At 57.0% G+C, this 16,466-nt stretch carries 14 protein-coding genes and 1 tRNA gene; 11 read left to right on the top strand and 4 right to left on the bottom strand.

Annotated elements, in window-relative coordinates:
* Window positions 1-24: 24 nt before the first annotated feature.
* On the top strand, window positions 25-1,869 hold the full coding sequence (locus tag QRN55_RS06255; protein WP_284775755.1) for a M3 family oligoendopeptidase: 1,845 nt from the start codon (window positions 25-27) through the stop codon (window positions 1,867-1,869).
* Window positions 1,870-1,954: 85 nt separating this feature from the next.
* Window positions 1,955-2,590, top strand: a complete 636-nt coding sequence (locus tag QRN55_RS06250) for an aminotransferase class IV family protein (protein ID WP_284775753.1) — start codon at window positions 1,955-1,957, stop codon at window positions 2,588-2,590.
* Window positions 2,591-2,813: 223 nt separating this feature from the next.
* Here QRN55_RS06250 and QRN55_RS06245 read toward each other — a convergent pair whose 3' ends face one another.
* Window positions 2,814-3,722, bottom strand: a complete 909-nt coding sequence (locus QRN55_RS06245) for a sensor domain-containing diguanylate cyclase (protein ID WP_284775750.1) — start codon at window positions 3,720-3,722, stop codon at window positions 2,814-2,816.
* Window positions 3,723-3,965: 243 nt separating this feature from the next.
* On the opposite strand from QRN55_RS06245, the gene QRN55_RS06240 reads away from it, so the two are divergent.
* The 7 genes from QRN55_RS06240 (at window position 3,966) to QRN55_RS06210 (ending at window position 11,787) form a co-directional block, all read left to right on the top strand.
* On the top strand, window positions 3,966-5,414 hold the full coding sequence (locus QRN55_RS06240; protein WP_284775747.1) for a homospermidine synthase: 1,449 nt from the start codon (window positions 3,966-3,968) through the stop codon (window positions 5,412-5,414).
* 156 nt (window positions 5,415-5,570) lie between these two features.
* Complete coding sequence (gene omp10 / locus QRN55_RS06235; RefSeq protein ID WP_065701467.1) at window positions 5,571-5,942, top strand: outer membrane lipoprotein Omp10; 372 nt, start codon at window positions 5,571-5,573, stop codon at window positions 5,940-5,942.
* Between the two features lie 208 nt (window positions 5,943-6,150).
* Window positions 6,151-8,091, top strand: a complete 1,941-nt coding sequence (locus QRN55_RS06230; protein WP_284775744.1) for a 5'-nucleotidase C-terminal domain-containing protein — start codon at window positions 6,151-6,153, stop codon at window positions 8,089-8,091.
* Between the two features lie 486 nt (window positions 8,092-8,577).
* On the top strand, window positions 8,578-9,627 hold the full coding sequence (hemH, locus tag QRN55_RS06225; RefSeq protein WP_284775742.1) for a ferrochelatase: 1,050 nt from the start codon (window positions 8,578-8,580) through the stop codon (window positions 9,625-9,627).
* A 42-nt stretch (window positions 9,628-9,669) separates the two neighbouring features.
* Entirely contained in the window at window positions 9,670-10,734 is a 1,065-nt protein-coding gene (locus QRN55_RS06220) for an SPFH domain-containing protein (protein WP_284775740.1), read from the top strand.
* A 1-nt stretch (window position 10,735) separates the two neighbouring features.
* Complete coding sequence (locus QRN55_RS06215; RefSeq protein WP_284775738.1) at window positions 10,736-11,200, top strand: NfeD family protein; 465 nt, start codon at window positions 10,736-10,738, stop codon at window positions 11,198-11,200.
* A 197-nt stretch (window positions 11,201-11,397) separates the two neighbouring features.
* Window positions 11,398-11,787, top strand: coding sequence for an acyl-CoA thioesterase (locus tag QRN55_RS06210; RefSeq protein WP_284775737.1), 390 nt, complete (start codon window positions 11,398-11,400; stop codon window positions 11,785-11,787).
* 270 nt (window positions 11,788-12,057) lie between these two features.
* On the opposite strand, the gene QRN55_RS06205 is transcribed toward QRN55_RS06210, so the two are convergent.
* The 3 genes from QRN55_RS06205 to cpdR all read right to left on the bottom strand — a co-directional run bounded on the left by QRN55_RS06205 (window position 12,058) and on the right by cpdR (window position 14,139).
* Window positions 12,058-13,326, bottom strand: coding sequence for a hypothetical protein (locus QRN55_RS06205; RefSeq protein WP_284775735.1), 1,269 nt, complete (start codon window positions 13,324-13,326; stop codon window positions 12,058-12,060).
* A gap of 294 nt (window positions 13,327-13,620) precedes the next feature.
* Window positions 13,621-13,695, bottom strand: a tRNA-Val gene (locus tag QRN55_RS06200).
* 81 nt (window positions 13,696-13,776) lie between these two features.
* Window positions 13,777-14,139 carry a cell cycle two-component system response regulator CpdR gene (cpdR, locus tag QRN55_RS06195; RefSeq protein ID WP_027675545.1) on the bottom strand — a complete coding sequence of 121 codons (363 nt, stop codon included), beginning with the start codon at window positions 14,137-14,139 and terminating at the stop codon, window positions 13,777-13,779.
* A 182-nt stretch (window positions 14,140-14,321) separates the two neighbouring features.
* On the opposite strand from cpdR, the gene QRN55_RS06190 reads away from it, so the two are divergent.
* Window positions 14,322-15,206 carry an N-formylglutamate amidohydrolase gene (locus tag QRN55_RS06190; protein WP_284775733.1) on the top strand — a complete coding sequence of 295 codons (885 nt, stop codon included), beginning with the start codon at window positions 14,322-14,324 and terminating at the stop codon, window positions 15,204-15,206.
* 330 nt (window positions 15,207-15,536) lie between these two features.
* On the top strand, window positions 15,537-16,313 hold the full coding sequence (gene hisN, locus QRN55_RS06185) for a histidinol-phosphatase (protein WP_284775730.1): 777 nt from the start codon (window positions 15,537-15,539) through the stop codon (window positions 16,311-16,313).
* Window positions 16,314-16,466 lie beyond the last annotated feature (153 nt).

Below are 16,466 nucleotides of genomic sequence, written 5' to 3'. Positions count from 1 at the left end.
AAGAGATAAAGAGGAAAGCCCGACATGACCTTGACGACATCGATCCCCCTGCCCGCCTTTTCGCCCGCAGACGCAGGGGCCGCCGCCCTCGGTGACCTCCCGACATGGAAGCTGTCCGATCTCTACCCCTCTGCCGATTCACCGCAATACAAGGGCGCACTGGAAAAGGCAGCCAGTGACGCCAAGGCGTTCGAGGCAAAATGGAAGGGCAAGCTGGAAGCAGCCGCCAAACTTTCAGGCGATCAGGGTCTTGGTGCCGCGCTGAAGGAATATGAAGCGCTGGACGATCTTCTCGGCCGCATCGGCTCCTTCGCGGGCCTCACCTATTTTTCCGATACATCCAACCCGGCCAACGGCAAGATTTATGGGGACGCCCAGTCGAAGCTCACCGAGATGTCGTCGAACCTGCTGTTCTTCGCGCTTGAGCTGAACCGCATTGATGATGCGACGATCGATGCAGCCATCGCCAACGATGCGCTGACCGGCCACTACAAGCCGTGGCTGGTGGATTTGCGCAAGGACAAGCCGCACCAGCTGGATGACAGTCTGGAACAGCTGTTCCTCGAGAAGTCGATGACCAGTGCCGCCGCCTTCAACCGCCTGTTCGATGAGACCATGTCGGAGCTGCGCTTCGAGGTCGACGGCAAGAGCCTGGCGCTGGAAGAGACGCTGAACCTGCTTCAGGAACCGGACACGGAAACCCGTAAAAAGGCAGCGCAGGCGCTGAGCGCAACCTTCAAGGACAATCTGCGCGTCTTCACGCTGATCACCAACACGCTCGCCAAGGATAAGGAAATCTCCGACCGCTGGCGCAAATTCGAAGACATCGCCGACAGCCGCCACCTGGCCAACCGCGTCGAGCGCGAGGTGGTGGATGCGCTGGCACAGGCGGTGACGCAAGCCTATCCGCGCCTGTCGCACCGCTATTATAAGATGAAGGCCAAGTGGCTCGGGATGGAGCAGATGAACTATTGGGACCGCAACGCGCCGCTTCCCGATACATCCAATGCCGTCATTCCTTGGGACGACGCCAAGGACATGGTGCTCACAGCCTATGGTGACTTCGCACCCGAGATGGCCGATATCGCCCGCCGCTTCTTCGATGAGGAATGGATCGATGCCCCTGCACGCCCCGGCAAGGCACCCGGCGCCTTCGCGCACCCAACCGTGCCCTCCGCACACCCTTACGTGCTGGTCAATTATCTCGGCAAGCCGCGTGACGTGATGACGCTGGCCCACGAGTTGGGCCATGGCGTGCACCAGGTATTAGCCGGTGGACAGGGTGCACTGATGTGCGCCACACCGCTGACGCTGGCCGAAACGGCATCGGTCTTCGGCGAAATGCTGACCTTCCGCAAGCTGCTGGATGGCACCAAGGACAAGCGCGAGCGCAAGGCGCTTCTGGCCCGCAAGGTCGAAGACATGATCAACACGGTCGTGCGCCAGATTGCCTTTTACGAATTCGAGCGCAAGGTGCACACCGCCCGCAAGGACGGCGAGCTCACCGCAGAGCAGATCGGCGAGCTCTGGCTCTCCGTCCAGCAGACAAGCCTTGGACCAGCGATCAAGATTTCCGAGGGCTATGAGAACTGGTGGACCTACGTTCCCCACTTCATCCACTCACCCTTCTATGTCTACGCCTATGCGTTCGGCGATTGCCTCGTCAACTCGCTCTATGCGGTCTACCAGAATGCCGAAACCGGTTTCCAGGACAAGTATTTCGAGCTGCTGAAGGCTGGCGGCACCAAGCATCATTCCGAACTGCTGAAGCCGTTCGGTCTCGATGCCACCGACCCGTCCTTCTGGAACAAGGGCCTGTCGATGATCGAAGGCTTGATCGACGAGTTGGAAGCGTTGGATAAAGAATGAGAGGACCGGCAACGCTCCAATCTCGGGCAAGCTTCGCCGGTTCTACATATCTTACTTTACGGAAACAGCATGACGGACGACGCGCATGAAACGCAAACCGGGTGACCTGACATTGCGGGAAACGCTCCGCTGGGAGCCCACCACCGGCTTCCAGCGGCTGGAACAGCACATGCGCCGCCTGCTGCGCTCTGCCGATGCGCTGGGTTTTCGCGCACCCGCCGATACCGTGAAAGCGTTGAACGCCGCCGTCAGCGGCAGCGAGCCGATGACCGTTCGTGTAGTGATGAACTACAAGGGCGAACTGGACATAACAGCAGAGCCATTCGTTCCACTTTGTGAAGGTGCCGTATGGCGGGTGAAGATCGCGGAGAAGACGCGGCTCGATTCCAGCGACACGTTCTACCGCCACAAATCCTCGCGCCGTGAACCCTATGATGCCGCACGCGCGGAGTTTTCAACCAAGGAAGCGGATGAAGTCCTGCTTTTGAACGAACGCGGCGAAATCTGCGAGGGCTCGACCACCAGCGTCTTTGTGGAGGGTGCGGAAGGCCAATTGCTGACGCCGCCGCTCGACAGCGGCATTCTGCCGGGCGTGCTGAGGGCCGACCTCATTCGGGAACGCAAGGCGCGCGGACAGGCGCTGAAGCCCGCGGATTTGGCGGGACGGAAATTGTTTGTTGGTAATTCATTGCATGGGTTGGTGGCGGCGGAGTTGGTTTGAGGTGGATTAATTGGTGGGCACAGGGTGTGGCTTACCCCCTCTGCCCTGCCGGGCATCTCCCCCTCAGGTGGGGAGATCGACCCGTGGCAAGCTTCAGGCCATCTCCTACGTCGAGGTCAAAGCAATGTCAGCGCGCCCAGCCGATCTCCCCCGTTGAGGGGGAGATGCCCGGCAGGGCAGAGGGGGTTGAGCCACACCCAAAACAGCCCAACATTACCGCCCCTCACCCCAACACCCATTCCACCCGTGACCGCCCCTTCTGCTTCGCCTCGTACAGTGCACGGTCCGCGCGCTGATATAGCTCCGTACCACTCTCCCCCAGTTGGAACAGCGAAAGCCCTGCCGAGCAGCTATAGCAAAAATCCGCAGCGCCAGGGAAAGGGCAAGACGTCCGCACCTTTTCCAACAGCCGCTCCACGATGCCGATGCACTCGGACAAAACAGTTCGAGGCATGATGAGAGCGAATTCCTCGCCGCCCACCCGACCGAACGTGTCGGAGCGGCGGATGGTGGAGTGGGCAATGCGCACGAAATCACGCAGCACGATATCGCCGCCCTGATGGCCGAAACGGTCGTTGATTCCCTTGAAGAAATCGATGTCCATGATGCAAAGGCCGAACGGGCTTTCGAGGCCCTTCTGGACGTTCTCGACTTGGACGGCAAGTTTGGCGAAAACGAAGCGGCGGTTGGCGGTTCCGGTCAGTTCATCGGTCTGGGCGGCGCGCATGGCAATGTCGCGGTCTTGCCGCAGGCTGCGCTGGTTCTGTCGCAATTCGGTGATATCGCTGCCCACGCACAGCATCCAGCCATCCGCCTGTACCGTCTCCGTCATCCAGATCCAGCGCCCGTCATGCAGGTCCAGTTCCAGCCCGCGAAACGGCAGCTTGCCGCGACGTGACTGCGCCGACAGAAACCACGCCTCGTAATCGGACGTGGTGATGATCAGGCCTTTCCGATCGCGGTAATTCGCGAGCAGAAGGTCAGCCCATGTCGGGAATTCGTCATCAGGAACATTGAAGGCCTGCCGAAATGCACGATTGGCGTGGCGAAGCCTGTCTTCCGTGTCGTAAAGGGCGATAAAGACAGGCGTCATGTCCTGAAGCGCGATGACGCGCTCGATAAGACTATCCAAACTGGCAGTCTCCTGACGCACTCTCGTTTTCTCCGATTGAACCTAACTGCAACTTCTGATCCGCCCCATTATAATTGACGAATTGAAAATTCGTAGTCCGAAGCTATATCGATGATTTTATCAGGAGCCGGGGCCTGACGATTTACCTTTTGCGCAATCTTCATACGCCCGTCATCCGGCTACCCTTTATTGTTGGTGGGTATTCATTTAGCTTAAGCATTGTCTTCACAAAGGAAATTCAGAATGACGGACGTTGAACATCCGATTTACGGCGAAATCACCGGTCCCATCATCATGATCGGTTTCGGCTCCATCGGGCGCGGCACGCTTCCCTTGCTGGAGCGGCACTTCAAGTTCGACCTGTCCAGGCTCGTCGTCATCGATCCGCGTGAAGACATCGCCGACTACCTGCAAAGTCGCAACATCCGGCATGTGCGCGAGCATCTGACCAAGGAAAACTACAAGGATGTGCTGAAGCCGCTCGTCAAGAACGTCGAGGGACAGGGTTTCTGCGTCAACCTGTCTGTCGATGCTTCCTCGGTAGACCTAATGAAGCTGTGCCGCAAATACGGCATGCTCTACATCGACACCGTCGTCGAACCCTGGCCCGGCTTCTACTTCGACACCGATGCGGATAACGCTCAGCGCACCAATTATACGTTGCGCGAAACCATGCTGAAGGAAAAGGCCAGGCGCCCCGGCGGCACCACAGCCGTTTCCACCTGTGGCGCAAACCCCGGCATGGTCTCGTGGTTCGTCAAACAGGCGCTGGTCAATCTGGCAAACGATACCGGTCTGGAATTCGAAGAGCCTGTTGCCAGCGACCGCGAAGGCTGGGCCAAGCTGATGCAGACGCTGGGCGTCAAGGGCGTTCATATTGCCGAACGCGACACGCAGCGCGCAAAAGACCCCAAGCCGTTCAACACCTTCTGGAACACATGGTCGGTCGAAGGCTTCATTGCCGAGGGCATGCAGCCGGCGGAACTCGGCTGGGGTAGCCACGAAAAATGGATGCCAAAAAACGCCAAGAAGCAGAAGAAGGGCTGCAAGGCCGCCATCTTCCTCGATCAGCCCGGTGCCACCACCCGCGTGCGCACATGGTGCCCGACGCTTGGGGCGCAATATGGCCTGCTGGTGACCCACAATGAAGCGATTTCCATTTCCGACTATTTCACCGTGCGCGACAAGCGCGGTCATGTCGATTTCCGCCCCACCTGCCATTACGCCTATCACCCGTGCAACGACGCGGTGCTGTCGCTCTATGAAATGTTCGGCAATGGCGGCGCGGCCCAGCCTGTCCAGCACGTCTTGACCGAAGGCGAGCTGACCGATGGTGCGGATGAACTCGGTGTTCTCCTCTACGGTCACGAAAAGAATGCCTATTGGTACGGCTCGCGCCTGACGCTGGAAGAGGCTCGCAAGCTTGCTCCCAACCAGAATGCGACCGGCCTTCAGGTTTCCTCGGCTGTTCTCTCCGGCATGGTCTGGGCGCTGGAAAACCCGCAGGCCGGTATCGTCGAAGCCGACGAGATCGATTACCGTCGTTGCCTTGGGATCCAGAAGCGTTATCTTGGCCCGGTCGAAGGTCACTACACCGAGTGGACGCCGCTCGATGGCAGGCCCGGCCTGTTTCCTGACGATATCGACACCAGCGATCCATGGCAGTTCCGCAATATTTTGGTGCGCGGCTAAGCACTTGGCGACTACTGGTGCCGGTTTGCAACGCTGGCCGTTTTGTCGGCTGCGCGGGGAACCGGTGCATAGCGGTTGTCGTTCGCTTGCATTAAATTAAACTTCCATCCATGGTCTTTCAAAGTAGATCGGGCAGAATCGCAGGAGACGAAAGAGATGAATTTCAAGACAGGCGCCGCCTTGGTTCTGGCCGCAATTGCCGCCTCTTCATGCGCTCCTAACGCGCCATCGCCTCGCCCCATGGCATCCGCCATGCCGCAGGGTCCGGCGGTTGATGGCCGCTGGGTGGACAAGAACGGCATCGTCTCCACCTTCCAGGCGGGCGCCTTCTCCACACGCTCGACAGACAGCAACACGCTGCTGGCATCCGGCACCTATGTGACGCTGTCGCCAACGCTTTACGAGATCAACATGACCTCGCTGGTGCGCAACACCCAGTCGCGCGTCAATTGCGCGCTGATCTCCCGTTCGCAACTCAACTGCACCACGGACAGCAACAGCCAGTTCACGCTGACGCGTCAGGGCTAAGCCAGCAAAAACAGAGTTCTTGCGTTAATTTCAACGCGCGCGTGCAGCGCGCGTTTTTTATTTGCACAACCCTGTCATATTTCTACTTGCGGCAGATGCTGCGAGATGAAAACATCGCCCTTTGAACCAGTGTCATGATTTCGCGGTAGCTATGGTGGCAGGACAAGCCTCCCGGCTTCGTATACGGCAAAACAGGAGAGAGAAGACGATGAACAGGATTTTGAGATTTGGCCTGATGACCGCCTCGGTCGTTGCGCTTTCCGCCGGTGCGGCCCTGGCCGATTACCAACTCAATATTCTCCACATCAACGATCTGCATTCGCGTATCGAAGCGATCAACAAGTTCGACTCCACCTGCTCCACGGCTGAAGCCGACAAGAAAGAATGCTTCGGCGGCATCGCCCGCGTCAAAAGCGCCATCGACGCCCGCCGCACAGAGTTGGGTGCCAATGCCAATATCCTCGTGCTGGATGCTGGCGACCAGTTTCAGGGTTCGCTGTTCTACACGCAGTATAAAAGCGGCCCTGTTGCCGAATTCATGAACGGCATCGGTTTCGACGCCATGGCCATCGGCAACCACGAATTCGATGACGGCCCGGCAGAATTGCTGAAGCTCATCAATGCGGTGAAATTCCCAATCATTTCCGGCAACACCAAGATTGCCGACGGCTCCGAGCTGAAAGACAAGTTCAAGGGTTACATCATCAAGGAAATGGGTGGCCAGAAGGTTGCCGTCGTGTCTGTGCTGGCCACCGACACCAACGAAACATCCTCGCCCGGCGACAAGGTCACGTTTGAAAACGAGATCGAGTACCTCAAGGGTGCAGTCAAGGAAATCCAGGATCAGGGCGTCAACAAGATCGTCGTGCTCTCGCATGTCGGTTACGTCAAGGATCAGGAAATCGCCCGCTCTGTCGATGGCATCGACGTTATCGTCGGCGGCCACAGCCACACGCTGCTCTCCAGCACCGATCCGAAGGCAGCAGGGCCCTACCCGACGCTCGTCAAAGACCCATCCGGTATCGATGTTCCGATCGTCACCGCCTATGCCTACTCCAAATATCTTGGCGATCTGACTGTCACCTTCGACGATAACGGCGTTGTCAAATCCACCAGCGGCGCACCGAAGCTGCTCGACGCCTCCGTCACCCCTGACGAAGCCTTCACCAAGCGCGTGGCCGAACTGGCCGCCCCGCTGGAAGAGATGAAGCAGAAGGAAATCGGCACCAGCGAAGCCGCCATCGATGGCGCGCGTGAAGTGTGCCGCGTCAAGGAATGCACCATGGGCAACCTGGTGTCGGATGCGCTGCTCGACCGCGTCAAGGACCAGGGCATCACCATCGCCATTCAGAACGGCGGCGGCTTGCGCGCCTCAATCGACGCCGGTCCTGTGACGATGGGCGAAGTGCTGACGGTTCTGCCATTCCAGAATTCCATCGCCACCTTCCAGATCAAGGGCGTCGATCTCGTCGCAGCGCTTGAAAACGGTGCCAGCCAGATCGAGGAAGGCGCAGGCCGCTTCGTGCAGACCGCTGGCCTGAAATACAGCTTCGACCGCTCCAAGCCAGCCGGCAGCCGCATCGTCTCCGTCGAGGTCAAGGAAGGCGACGGCTTCGTCAAGCTCGACCCTGAAAAGACCTATGGCGTTGTGACCAACAACTACACCCGCACCGGCGGCGATGGCTTCAAGACCTTCGCAACCAAGGCCATCAACCCCTACGACTTCGGACCAAGCCTTGAAGATGCCGTGGCCGCCTATATCGGCGCGCACAGCCCCTACAAGCCCTACACCGATGGCCGCGTGATGGATGTAACGCCAGCCGACTACGTTGCCCCGCCAAAGGAAGCTAAGCCCGCAACACCTGCGCCCGCAACGACAGCCCAGGCGCCAGCCGCCACGACACCTGCGGCTCCCGCTCCAGCCTCGACGACACCAACCACCCCGGCACCGGCAACCACGACGTCGGCTCCTGCCACAACACCGGCAGAGGCTGCGAAATATATCGTTGCCCGCGGTGACTCGCTGTGGAAAATCGCCGCCGAGAAATACGGCAATGGTGCGGAGTGGAAGAAGATCGCCGAAGCCAACGCGCTGAAGCGTCCGAACCACATCGAAGTTGGTGAAGAACTGAACGTTCCGGCACAGTAATTGTTCGACATCACTCTATCGAAGCCTGCTCGGTGACGGGCTTCGATAGAAGACTTCATTTTGATCGCGGACGCATAAATGCCGCTTGCAGCAGAGATCAGCGGGTGTGGCTTACCCCCCCCCTCTGTCCTGCCGGACATCTCCCCCTCAAGGGGGGAGATCGGCAAGGCGAGAGACCTTCGCTAAATTGATCGACGCTAAAGATGGCCGCAACGTTGCGGCATATCGATCTCCCCACCTGTGGGGGAGATGTCCGGCAGGACAGAGGGGGGTAAGCCACGCATGCTGACCTCTGCTGCATCACTGTTCAGAACTCAGATGGCTACACTTATATCTATATATCACTCAGCCCTCACCACGCGTTGAAATGCCGCGCAGGTTCTATCAAAAATCAATTCAGATTGGCGGATCAATGCTCTACAACATGATCCAACACGATGGTCCTGGCGTATGTCTGGCCAAACAATGTAGGTTCAGGACTATTTCATGATCGCAGATAACTCCACGCTTCAAACCGCTCATTTCCCCGCAGATCACCCGAAGGTCGCCTTCGGCAAGGTCGGCGTTCTCCTCGTCAATCTCGGCACACCCGATGGCACCGACTACAAGTCGATGCGCCGTTATCTGGCGGAGTTTTTGAGCGACAAGCGCGTGATCGAGTGGTCACGGCTGTTCTGGTACCCCATTCTCTACGGCATCGTGCTGAACAAGCGCCCGCAGAAGGTGGGCAAGGCCTATGAGGAAATCTGGAACCATGATCTGAACGAAAGCTACCTGCGCACCTACACCCGCAATCAGGGCGAGGCGCTTGGCAAGATGCTGACCGACCTGCCGAATGTCGTGGTCGATTGGGGCATGCGTTATGGAAACCCGAGCATTGCCGAACGCATGGACGCGCTGAAGGCGCAAGGCTGTGAAAAAATCCTGCTGTTTCCGCTCTATCCGCAATTTGCGGCGGCCACCACAGCAACCGTCAACGACAAGGCCTTCGAATATCTGATGAAGCAGCGCTGGCAGCCAGCGCTGCGCACCGTGCCGCCCTACCACGATGACGAAACCTATATCGATGCGCTCGCCAACTCCGTCAAAGCGCATCTGGCAACGCTGGATTGGGAGCCTGAAAAAATCCTCGCCTCCTTCCACGGCATTCCGCAGTCTTACTTCAAAAAGGGCGACCCCTATCATTGCCAGTGCATGAAGACCGGTCGCCTGCTGCGCGAAAAACTGGGATTGGACAAGGACCGCTTCATGATCACCTTCCAGTCCCGTTTCGGGCCGGAAGAATGGTTGCAGCCCTACACCGACAAGACGGTGGAGCGGCTGGCCAAGGAAGGCGTCAAGCGCATTGCCGTGATGAACCCGGGCTTCGTGTCCGACTGTCTGGAAACACTGGAAGAAATCGCGGGCGAGGCTGGCGAAATCTTTCACCACAACGGTGGCGAGAAATTTTCGCATATCCCTTGCCTGAACGACAGTTCAGAGGGTATGCGGGTTCTCGAAAAGGTTGTACGCAGGGAGTTGCAGGGCTGGGTGTAAACGCAGCCGACACAACACATGCAGCATATGAGGGAGATGGGGATGCTTGATCTGGGTGGTTTCGATATTGTCGTGATCGTCGTCGTGGGGCTCGTCATTCTGACGCTCTTTGCCGGAATCAAGACGGTACCGCAGGGCTATCGTTACACGGTGGAACGCTTCGGGCGCTACACCCGCACCCTCGAACCTGGCCTCAACATCATCGTTCCGTTCATCGAAAGCATCGGAACGCGCATGAATGTCATGGAGCAGGTGCTGGATATTTCACGCCAGGAAGTTATCACGCGTGATAACGCCAGCGTCACCGCAGATGCCGTTGCCTTCTATCAGGTGCTGAACGCGGCGCAGGCCGCCTATCAGATTTCCAATCTGGAAAATGCCATCCAGAACCTGACCATGACCAACATCCGTTCGGTCATGGGCTCGATGGATCTTGACGAGCTTCTCTCCAACCGTGACGCCATCAATGAGCGCCTCCTGCGTGTTGTCGATGAGGCGGTTGGGCCGTGGGGCATCAAGGTCACCCGCATAGAAATCAAGGATATCGCACCGCCAAAGGATCTCGTGGAATCCATGGGCCGCCAGATGAAGGCAGAGCGTGAAAAGCGCGCACAGGTTCTGGAAGCGGAGGGGTCGCGCGCCGCTCAGATCCTGCGCGCCGAAGGGGCCAAGCAATCCGCCATCCTCGAGGCCGAGGGCCAGCGCGAAGCCGCCTTCCGCGATGCTGAAGCGCGCGAACGTCTGGCCGAAGCGGAGGCCAACGCCACCCGCATGGTCTCGGAAGCCATCGCCGCAGGTGATATCCACGCCATCAACTACTTCATCGCCCAGAAATACACCGAAGCCATGGCGGCCATCGGTACCGCGAAGAATTCCAAGATCGTGCTGATGCCGATGGAAGCCTCTTCGCTGATCGGCTCGCTCGGCGGCATCGGGGCCATTGCCAAGGAAGTGTTCGGCAAGAACAGTGATGCTGCGGCAGCGCCTGAAAGCCCTGCCCCGACACGCCAGCGCAGCTCTGTTCCACCATCCTCCAGCCGCCCATCGGCCCAGACCATCAACGTGACCATCCCCAACAATCCGTTCGGCCCGTCCTCGGAGAGATGAGATGATCGCCAGGCTCGTCACCGATCTCGGCCCGTGGAGCTGGTGGATACTGGCAGCCCTGTTGCTGGCCGCAGAACTGCTGGCACCCGGCGTCTTCCTAATCTGGATCGGTGCCGCCGCCCTCGTCATCGGCGCCATCTCGCTTGCACTTTGGGATACAGCTGTCTGGAGTTGGCAGCTGCAATTGTTGCTATTTGCCGTTCTGTCCATCGCATTTGCGCTTCTTGGCCGCCGATATTACGGCAGAGACCACGCCAAGACAGACGAGCCCTTCCTCAATCAGCGTGAAGCCAGCCTCATCGGGCGAACAGCGACCTTGCATGAGCCGATTGCGGAAGGTCGTGGTCGTATCAAGCTGGATGACACATGGTGGCCGGTACAGGGCAAGGACGCGCCCGCCGGTGCCCGCGTCCGCATCGCCTCTGCCCACGGGCGCACGCTCACCGTGGAGCAGGTTCCGAACTGAAAAGCTGCTGGTTCCCCGCCCGCCTCGTGAGGGCTCGGTTGCTCTCTCGCTGATCCAAGTCTCATTATTTGAGTGTCATGCTGCACTGCACCATGCAACAGATGCATCTCTTATCTTCCTGAAAATCAATTCTGAATTCGATAGCGATGCTGTAGGCATGCTGTCCATTGTCAGATGTATAAAAAGGTTTTCAAGACATGGATTTGCACCCACCCGCAGATATGGAACTGACCCTACGTACCCTCGCCATGCCCGCCGACGCCAACCCGGCAGGCGATATTTTCGGCGGGTGGGTCATGTCACAGATGGACTTGGCCGCCTTCGTTCGCGCCAATGATGTGGCGGGCGGTCGCACGGTCACAGTGGCCGTCAACGAAATCGTTTTTAAGAAACCGGTCAAGATCGGCGACACGCTCTGCGTTTACACCCGCATCGAAAAAGTAGGCCGCACGTCCATCACCCTCAAAATAGAAGCCTGGACCCGCCGCCACTCGCAACAATCCCGCGACAAGGTCACCGAAGCGGTGTTCATCATGGTCGCGGTGGATGACGAGGGGAACCCGACGGCGGTAACGCCCCAAAAATAGGGTAGTCGTCACTGTAGACGCGTATAGCGGTGGGCGACTATGCGGCTGCGCAAAGGAGCGCTGCATTTGCGCCGCAGATCAACGTTTAAACGATCGGCTCAAGTGTAATCCCGCGGAATGACGGTGTCATTCCAAATCCGTCGAGAAAGAGATTTCCGAGGCTATCGATCAACATATAACCGATTGGGCAGCCCACCAAATGCGTCAGAGTGGTTTATCTGCGGGTGTAGGGACGCGTTAAAGTCCGAATGAAATCTTGAACTTAGGCTGCTACAACGAAAAAGCTGGTAAAGCGTTGGTAAAGATTTCGACTGCTGTTTTAAGCCAAGCCATACCGGGAACCTTCTCATAAATTGCTGCGAGATTGGTTGCGTACCCTAGTATCATAGACCCAAAAGAAATAGCGACGGCGCTTGAACCAATTTTAGCGGACTTCGATAAACTTTGAGAAGCCACATCATCAAAAAACTTGCCAACATGGCTGAACACGCGGATGAAAAGGTTTTCTAGCGTTCTTACTAGAGCGAAAGCTACGCGCCTAGCGGCTGTAGCAGGATGAGAAATGGCATCGCTTATTGCTCGTAGGGTTCGCGGCACGTCTGCATCAACTTTAGCAGGAACAGCTTCAAATTTCTCGGCGATCTCATTAGCAATATCTTGTGAACGGCGGATGTCTGCAGCACTGAGTTCTACTTCCAACGCATTTTCTGCATAACGTAACCATTCAGGAAACTGCGCCACATACATAGCGATGTTGGAAAAATGCGCTCTAAGTTTACCGGCCAAAAGTCTTGGAAGTTCGGGCTCAAATTCTCTTCTTTGCTCTTCGCACGCAATGTTGAGAATGCCGAGTTGTACGATATCATGCGTACTTTCTAGTCGAGTTTGGACAGCGATAACGTCTTCAAGAAAGCGCCGATCACAATTTGACTGTCGCAGTTCTTCAATGATTTTTTGCCCGCTTTCAATCAATGTTGAACGGGCTCTGTGCACGTTCTGACTATCTTCCGGTCTACTATTAGCCCTGAGATGCGTTAGAATTAGTTTATCGTTCTTTATATCAAAATGAACAGGCGAAACTTTTTGATCAGGTACTATGTCGCTCAGCAGTGGCAAGTTGCCCTGTACGAATTCGAAATCCTCGATAGGCTGGATAATACTTGCTGGAATGCCACGCAACACATCCCTTAATTTTTCGGCCAAAGAGAACCAATTGTGAGTTTCTTGACCAGTCACAGTCCTACCGTCCTCTTCAAGAATATTTCGTTCTATCAACCTTTCTGCCACCTGTGACCTTGTTACTATTGATATGAATCGCGCGGCTTCCTGCTCAAGGTAGTCCAGTTCTTCAACTGTGAAAAAACGAGACCGAGCATTGCGATTTCGTATTACAATCCGCATCGCATCTACGCTGCCTGATAGCGCCACTTTCTCACTAAGTGGCATGTCGACAGTCCGGCGATCAAGTTCCAGCCGAAAAACTCTTACGATATCGTAAATCTCGCCTCTTAGCTGAGGACCGTTCGGTTTTGTCGGCATACGACCCTGCTATTACCTTCACATAAGCGGCTGTTCGGCTTTCTACTTTTTAGAGATGATTTTAAGCAGAGATGCAACCTGATCCGTAGCCCAGCACGGCGCTTTTCTGGCGACTGAATCCGCTAGATACCGCACATGAACTCGGAGGGAGTATCATTGACATGGATCGGATTGATGGTTCGTTCGGACAACTGAGATTGCTGGGCTTTCCAGCGAGAACCTAGACTGCGCGTCGCTTCCCTAAAACAGAAAAACCCGCCGAAGCGGATTTCTCTGTGTCTTCAAGTAACTGGATGGTGGGCGTGACAGGGATTGAACCTGTGACCCCTACGATGTCAACGTAGTGCTCTCCCGCTGAGCTACACGCCCTCCGTTGAGGCGCATAAATCACAAAACCGGAGGAAGCGTCAACTGCTTTTTTTCAGTTTTGTGAAAGGTTTATGCGAGGCCTTACGCCACAAGGAGTTTGTTCACTTCGTCGACCAGATCGCGCAGGTGGAAAGGCTTGGAAAGGACCTTTGCGTCCTTCGGTGCCTTCGAATCAGCGTTGAGGGCGACAGCTGCGAAGCCGGTGATGAACATGACCTTGAGGTCAGGGTCCAGCTCCGTAGCGCGGCGGGCGAGTTCGATGCCGTCCATTTCCGGCATGACGATGTCGGTCAGCAGCAGCGAGAAGGGCTCTTCGCGAAGCCGGTCATAGGCGCTTGCGCCGTTGTCGAAGGAGGAAACCTTGTAACCGGCTTTCTCCAGCGCCTTCACGAGGAAGCGGCGCATATCATTGTCATCTTCCGCAAGAAGAATTTTCTGTACCATTTAAATGACCGTAACTTCTGATTTATTGGGACTACCTTATCGCGATCATACCGCATTCTCAGTAAATATCATGTGAACGGTAGAATCAGGACTCGGACGACTGCTGCACAGTATGGACTTGCTCTGCCTTAACTGGCAACATGAAGCTTCTGGCAGAATTATGACATGGTAAACGGGGCGGAATGGACTGGGTCACGGGCGAGTACGAACTCTTCGAGGTGCACGAACCCGCCGTTCACAGCATTCCGTTCGTATATAACTCCCCCCATAGCGGTCGCTGCTACCCCGTTTCCTTCCTCGAATCATCCCGGCTGAACGCCTATGAAATCCGAAGATCAGAGGATCATTACGTCGATGAGCTGTTTTCCGGGGCGACCGATATCGGCGCGCCTATGCTCAAGGCCAACTTTCCCCGCGCCTATCTGGATGTGAACCGCGAGCCATATGAGCTTGATCCGCGCATGTTCGATGGCGCCTTGCCGTCATACGCCAATATAGGCTCCATGCGCGTGGCGGGCGGCCTTGGCACCGTGCCGCGCATCGTGGCTGAGAACATGGATATCTATGCTCATCGCCTGTCCGTGGATGAAGGCATCAGCCGCGTCGAAAGCATCTACAAACCCTACCACGCCTGCCTGCGAAAGCTCGTGTCGCGAACCCACGCCAGTTTCGGCATGGCGGTGCTGATCGATTGCCACTCCATGCCGGGCAATATCCGGCTTGCCAATTCCAACATCCGGCCGGACGTCATCATCGGCGACCGTTACGGCACCAGCGCGTCTGCGGAAATCTCCCGCGCCGCCCTTTATTTTCTAGAAGAGCTGGGCTTTACCGCCGTCTGCAACAAGCCTTATGCGGGTGGCTTCATAACAGAACACTACGGGCGCCCCACCCGCTCGCTACACGCCTTGCAGATCGAGGTCAGCCGGGCACTGTATGTGGACGAGAAAACGCTTCTGAAAACGGCTGAGTTCTATGCCGTGCAGTCTGCGATCGATACCTTCATGCGCCAGCTCTCGGCATTCGTGTCGGAATATGCCCTCGACATGGCCTTCGCCGCAGAATAGCGGTCTCCTTCCCCCAGCGCTTTTTTAAAAACACCGCCACGCGGCCAAAAAAAACCGCGCCTTGGCGCGGTCAAGTCTAGGGAGGAAACACCCAAGGAGGGTATTTACAGTCAAAGACTGTGCCATGAAGCTACCGACAACCTGCTCATTTGTCAATCAATTTTATTTCCGCCTACATTATATGCAGTTTCGGGCTCGCTGCGCGTTTATTGGTCGCCGCGACATCGAAACTGCTTTCGTTTTGAGTTTCAGGCACAGAGACACATCGTGGTGGACGTCAGCCATGGAAGCGGGTTATGTCCTCTTCGGGTTCAAAATGGTGAGGTTCTGATGCTGCCAGATCGCGATTTCTTCTTTCGTCTTGCCGATGCCGCCAAGGCCGAAACGTTGCCACGGTTTCGCATCGGCACCGCCGTCGCCAACAAGCAGGATGGCGGATATGATCCGGTCACCGAGGGCGATCAGGCAGCGGAAACGGCCATTCGCGCACTGATTACCCAGCATTTTCCTGATCACGGTATTCTGGGCGAAGAGCACGGCAGCGTGGGGATCGATCGCGAACATGTCTGGGTGATTGATCCCATCGACGGCACCCGCGCCTTCATCTCGGGCCTGCCGGTCTGGGGCACGCTGATCGGCTTTCAGTCTTCGGGCCGCGCCACCATGGGTGTGATGGACCAGCCCTTTACCGGCGAACGCTATTTTGCCGATGGACAGGCCTCCTGGTATTTCGGCCCCGGCGGCGACCGACAGATCAAGACGCGCGAATGCGAGACGCTGGCGGACGCCATTCTGTTCACCACCTCCCCGCATATCTTCACCCCGCAGGAAGCTGCCCGTTACAAACCGGTGGAAGAACAGGTCCGCCTGTTCCGCTATGGCGTGGATTGCTATGCCTATGCCCTGCTGGCCGCCGGTCATGTCGATCTCGTCATCGAATCCGGCCTGAAACCCTATGATGTCGGCGCACTCATTCCCATCATAGAACAGGCCGGTGGCGTCATCACCAACTGGGATGGCGGCAGGCCCGAGGCAGCCGGTCGCATCATCGCCGCTGGCAGCAAGGCCCTGCATGCACAGGCGCTTGCGCATCTTTCAGGAATGTAAGCCCGATTACGCGCTGAAGTTGCTGTTATTCCCACGGCGACACCGCGCTATGTCGCCAAATTCCGGATCATCCTCGCGAAATGAAAGCGATAAGACGACGAAGTAACCGTTGATTAACCATACTACGGCACTCTGGCGTTGAATTCTTTTATC

It is taken from the genome of Agrobacterium sp. lyk4-40-TYG-31, assembly GCF_030209855.1.
Taxonomy (GTDB): Bacteria; Pseudomonadota; Alphaproteobacteria; order Rhizobiales; family Rhizobiaceae; genus Agrobacterium; species Agrobacterium vaccinii.
This window is presented reverse-complemented; position numbering and strand designations above follow the sequence as displayed.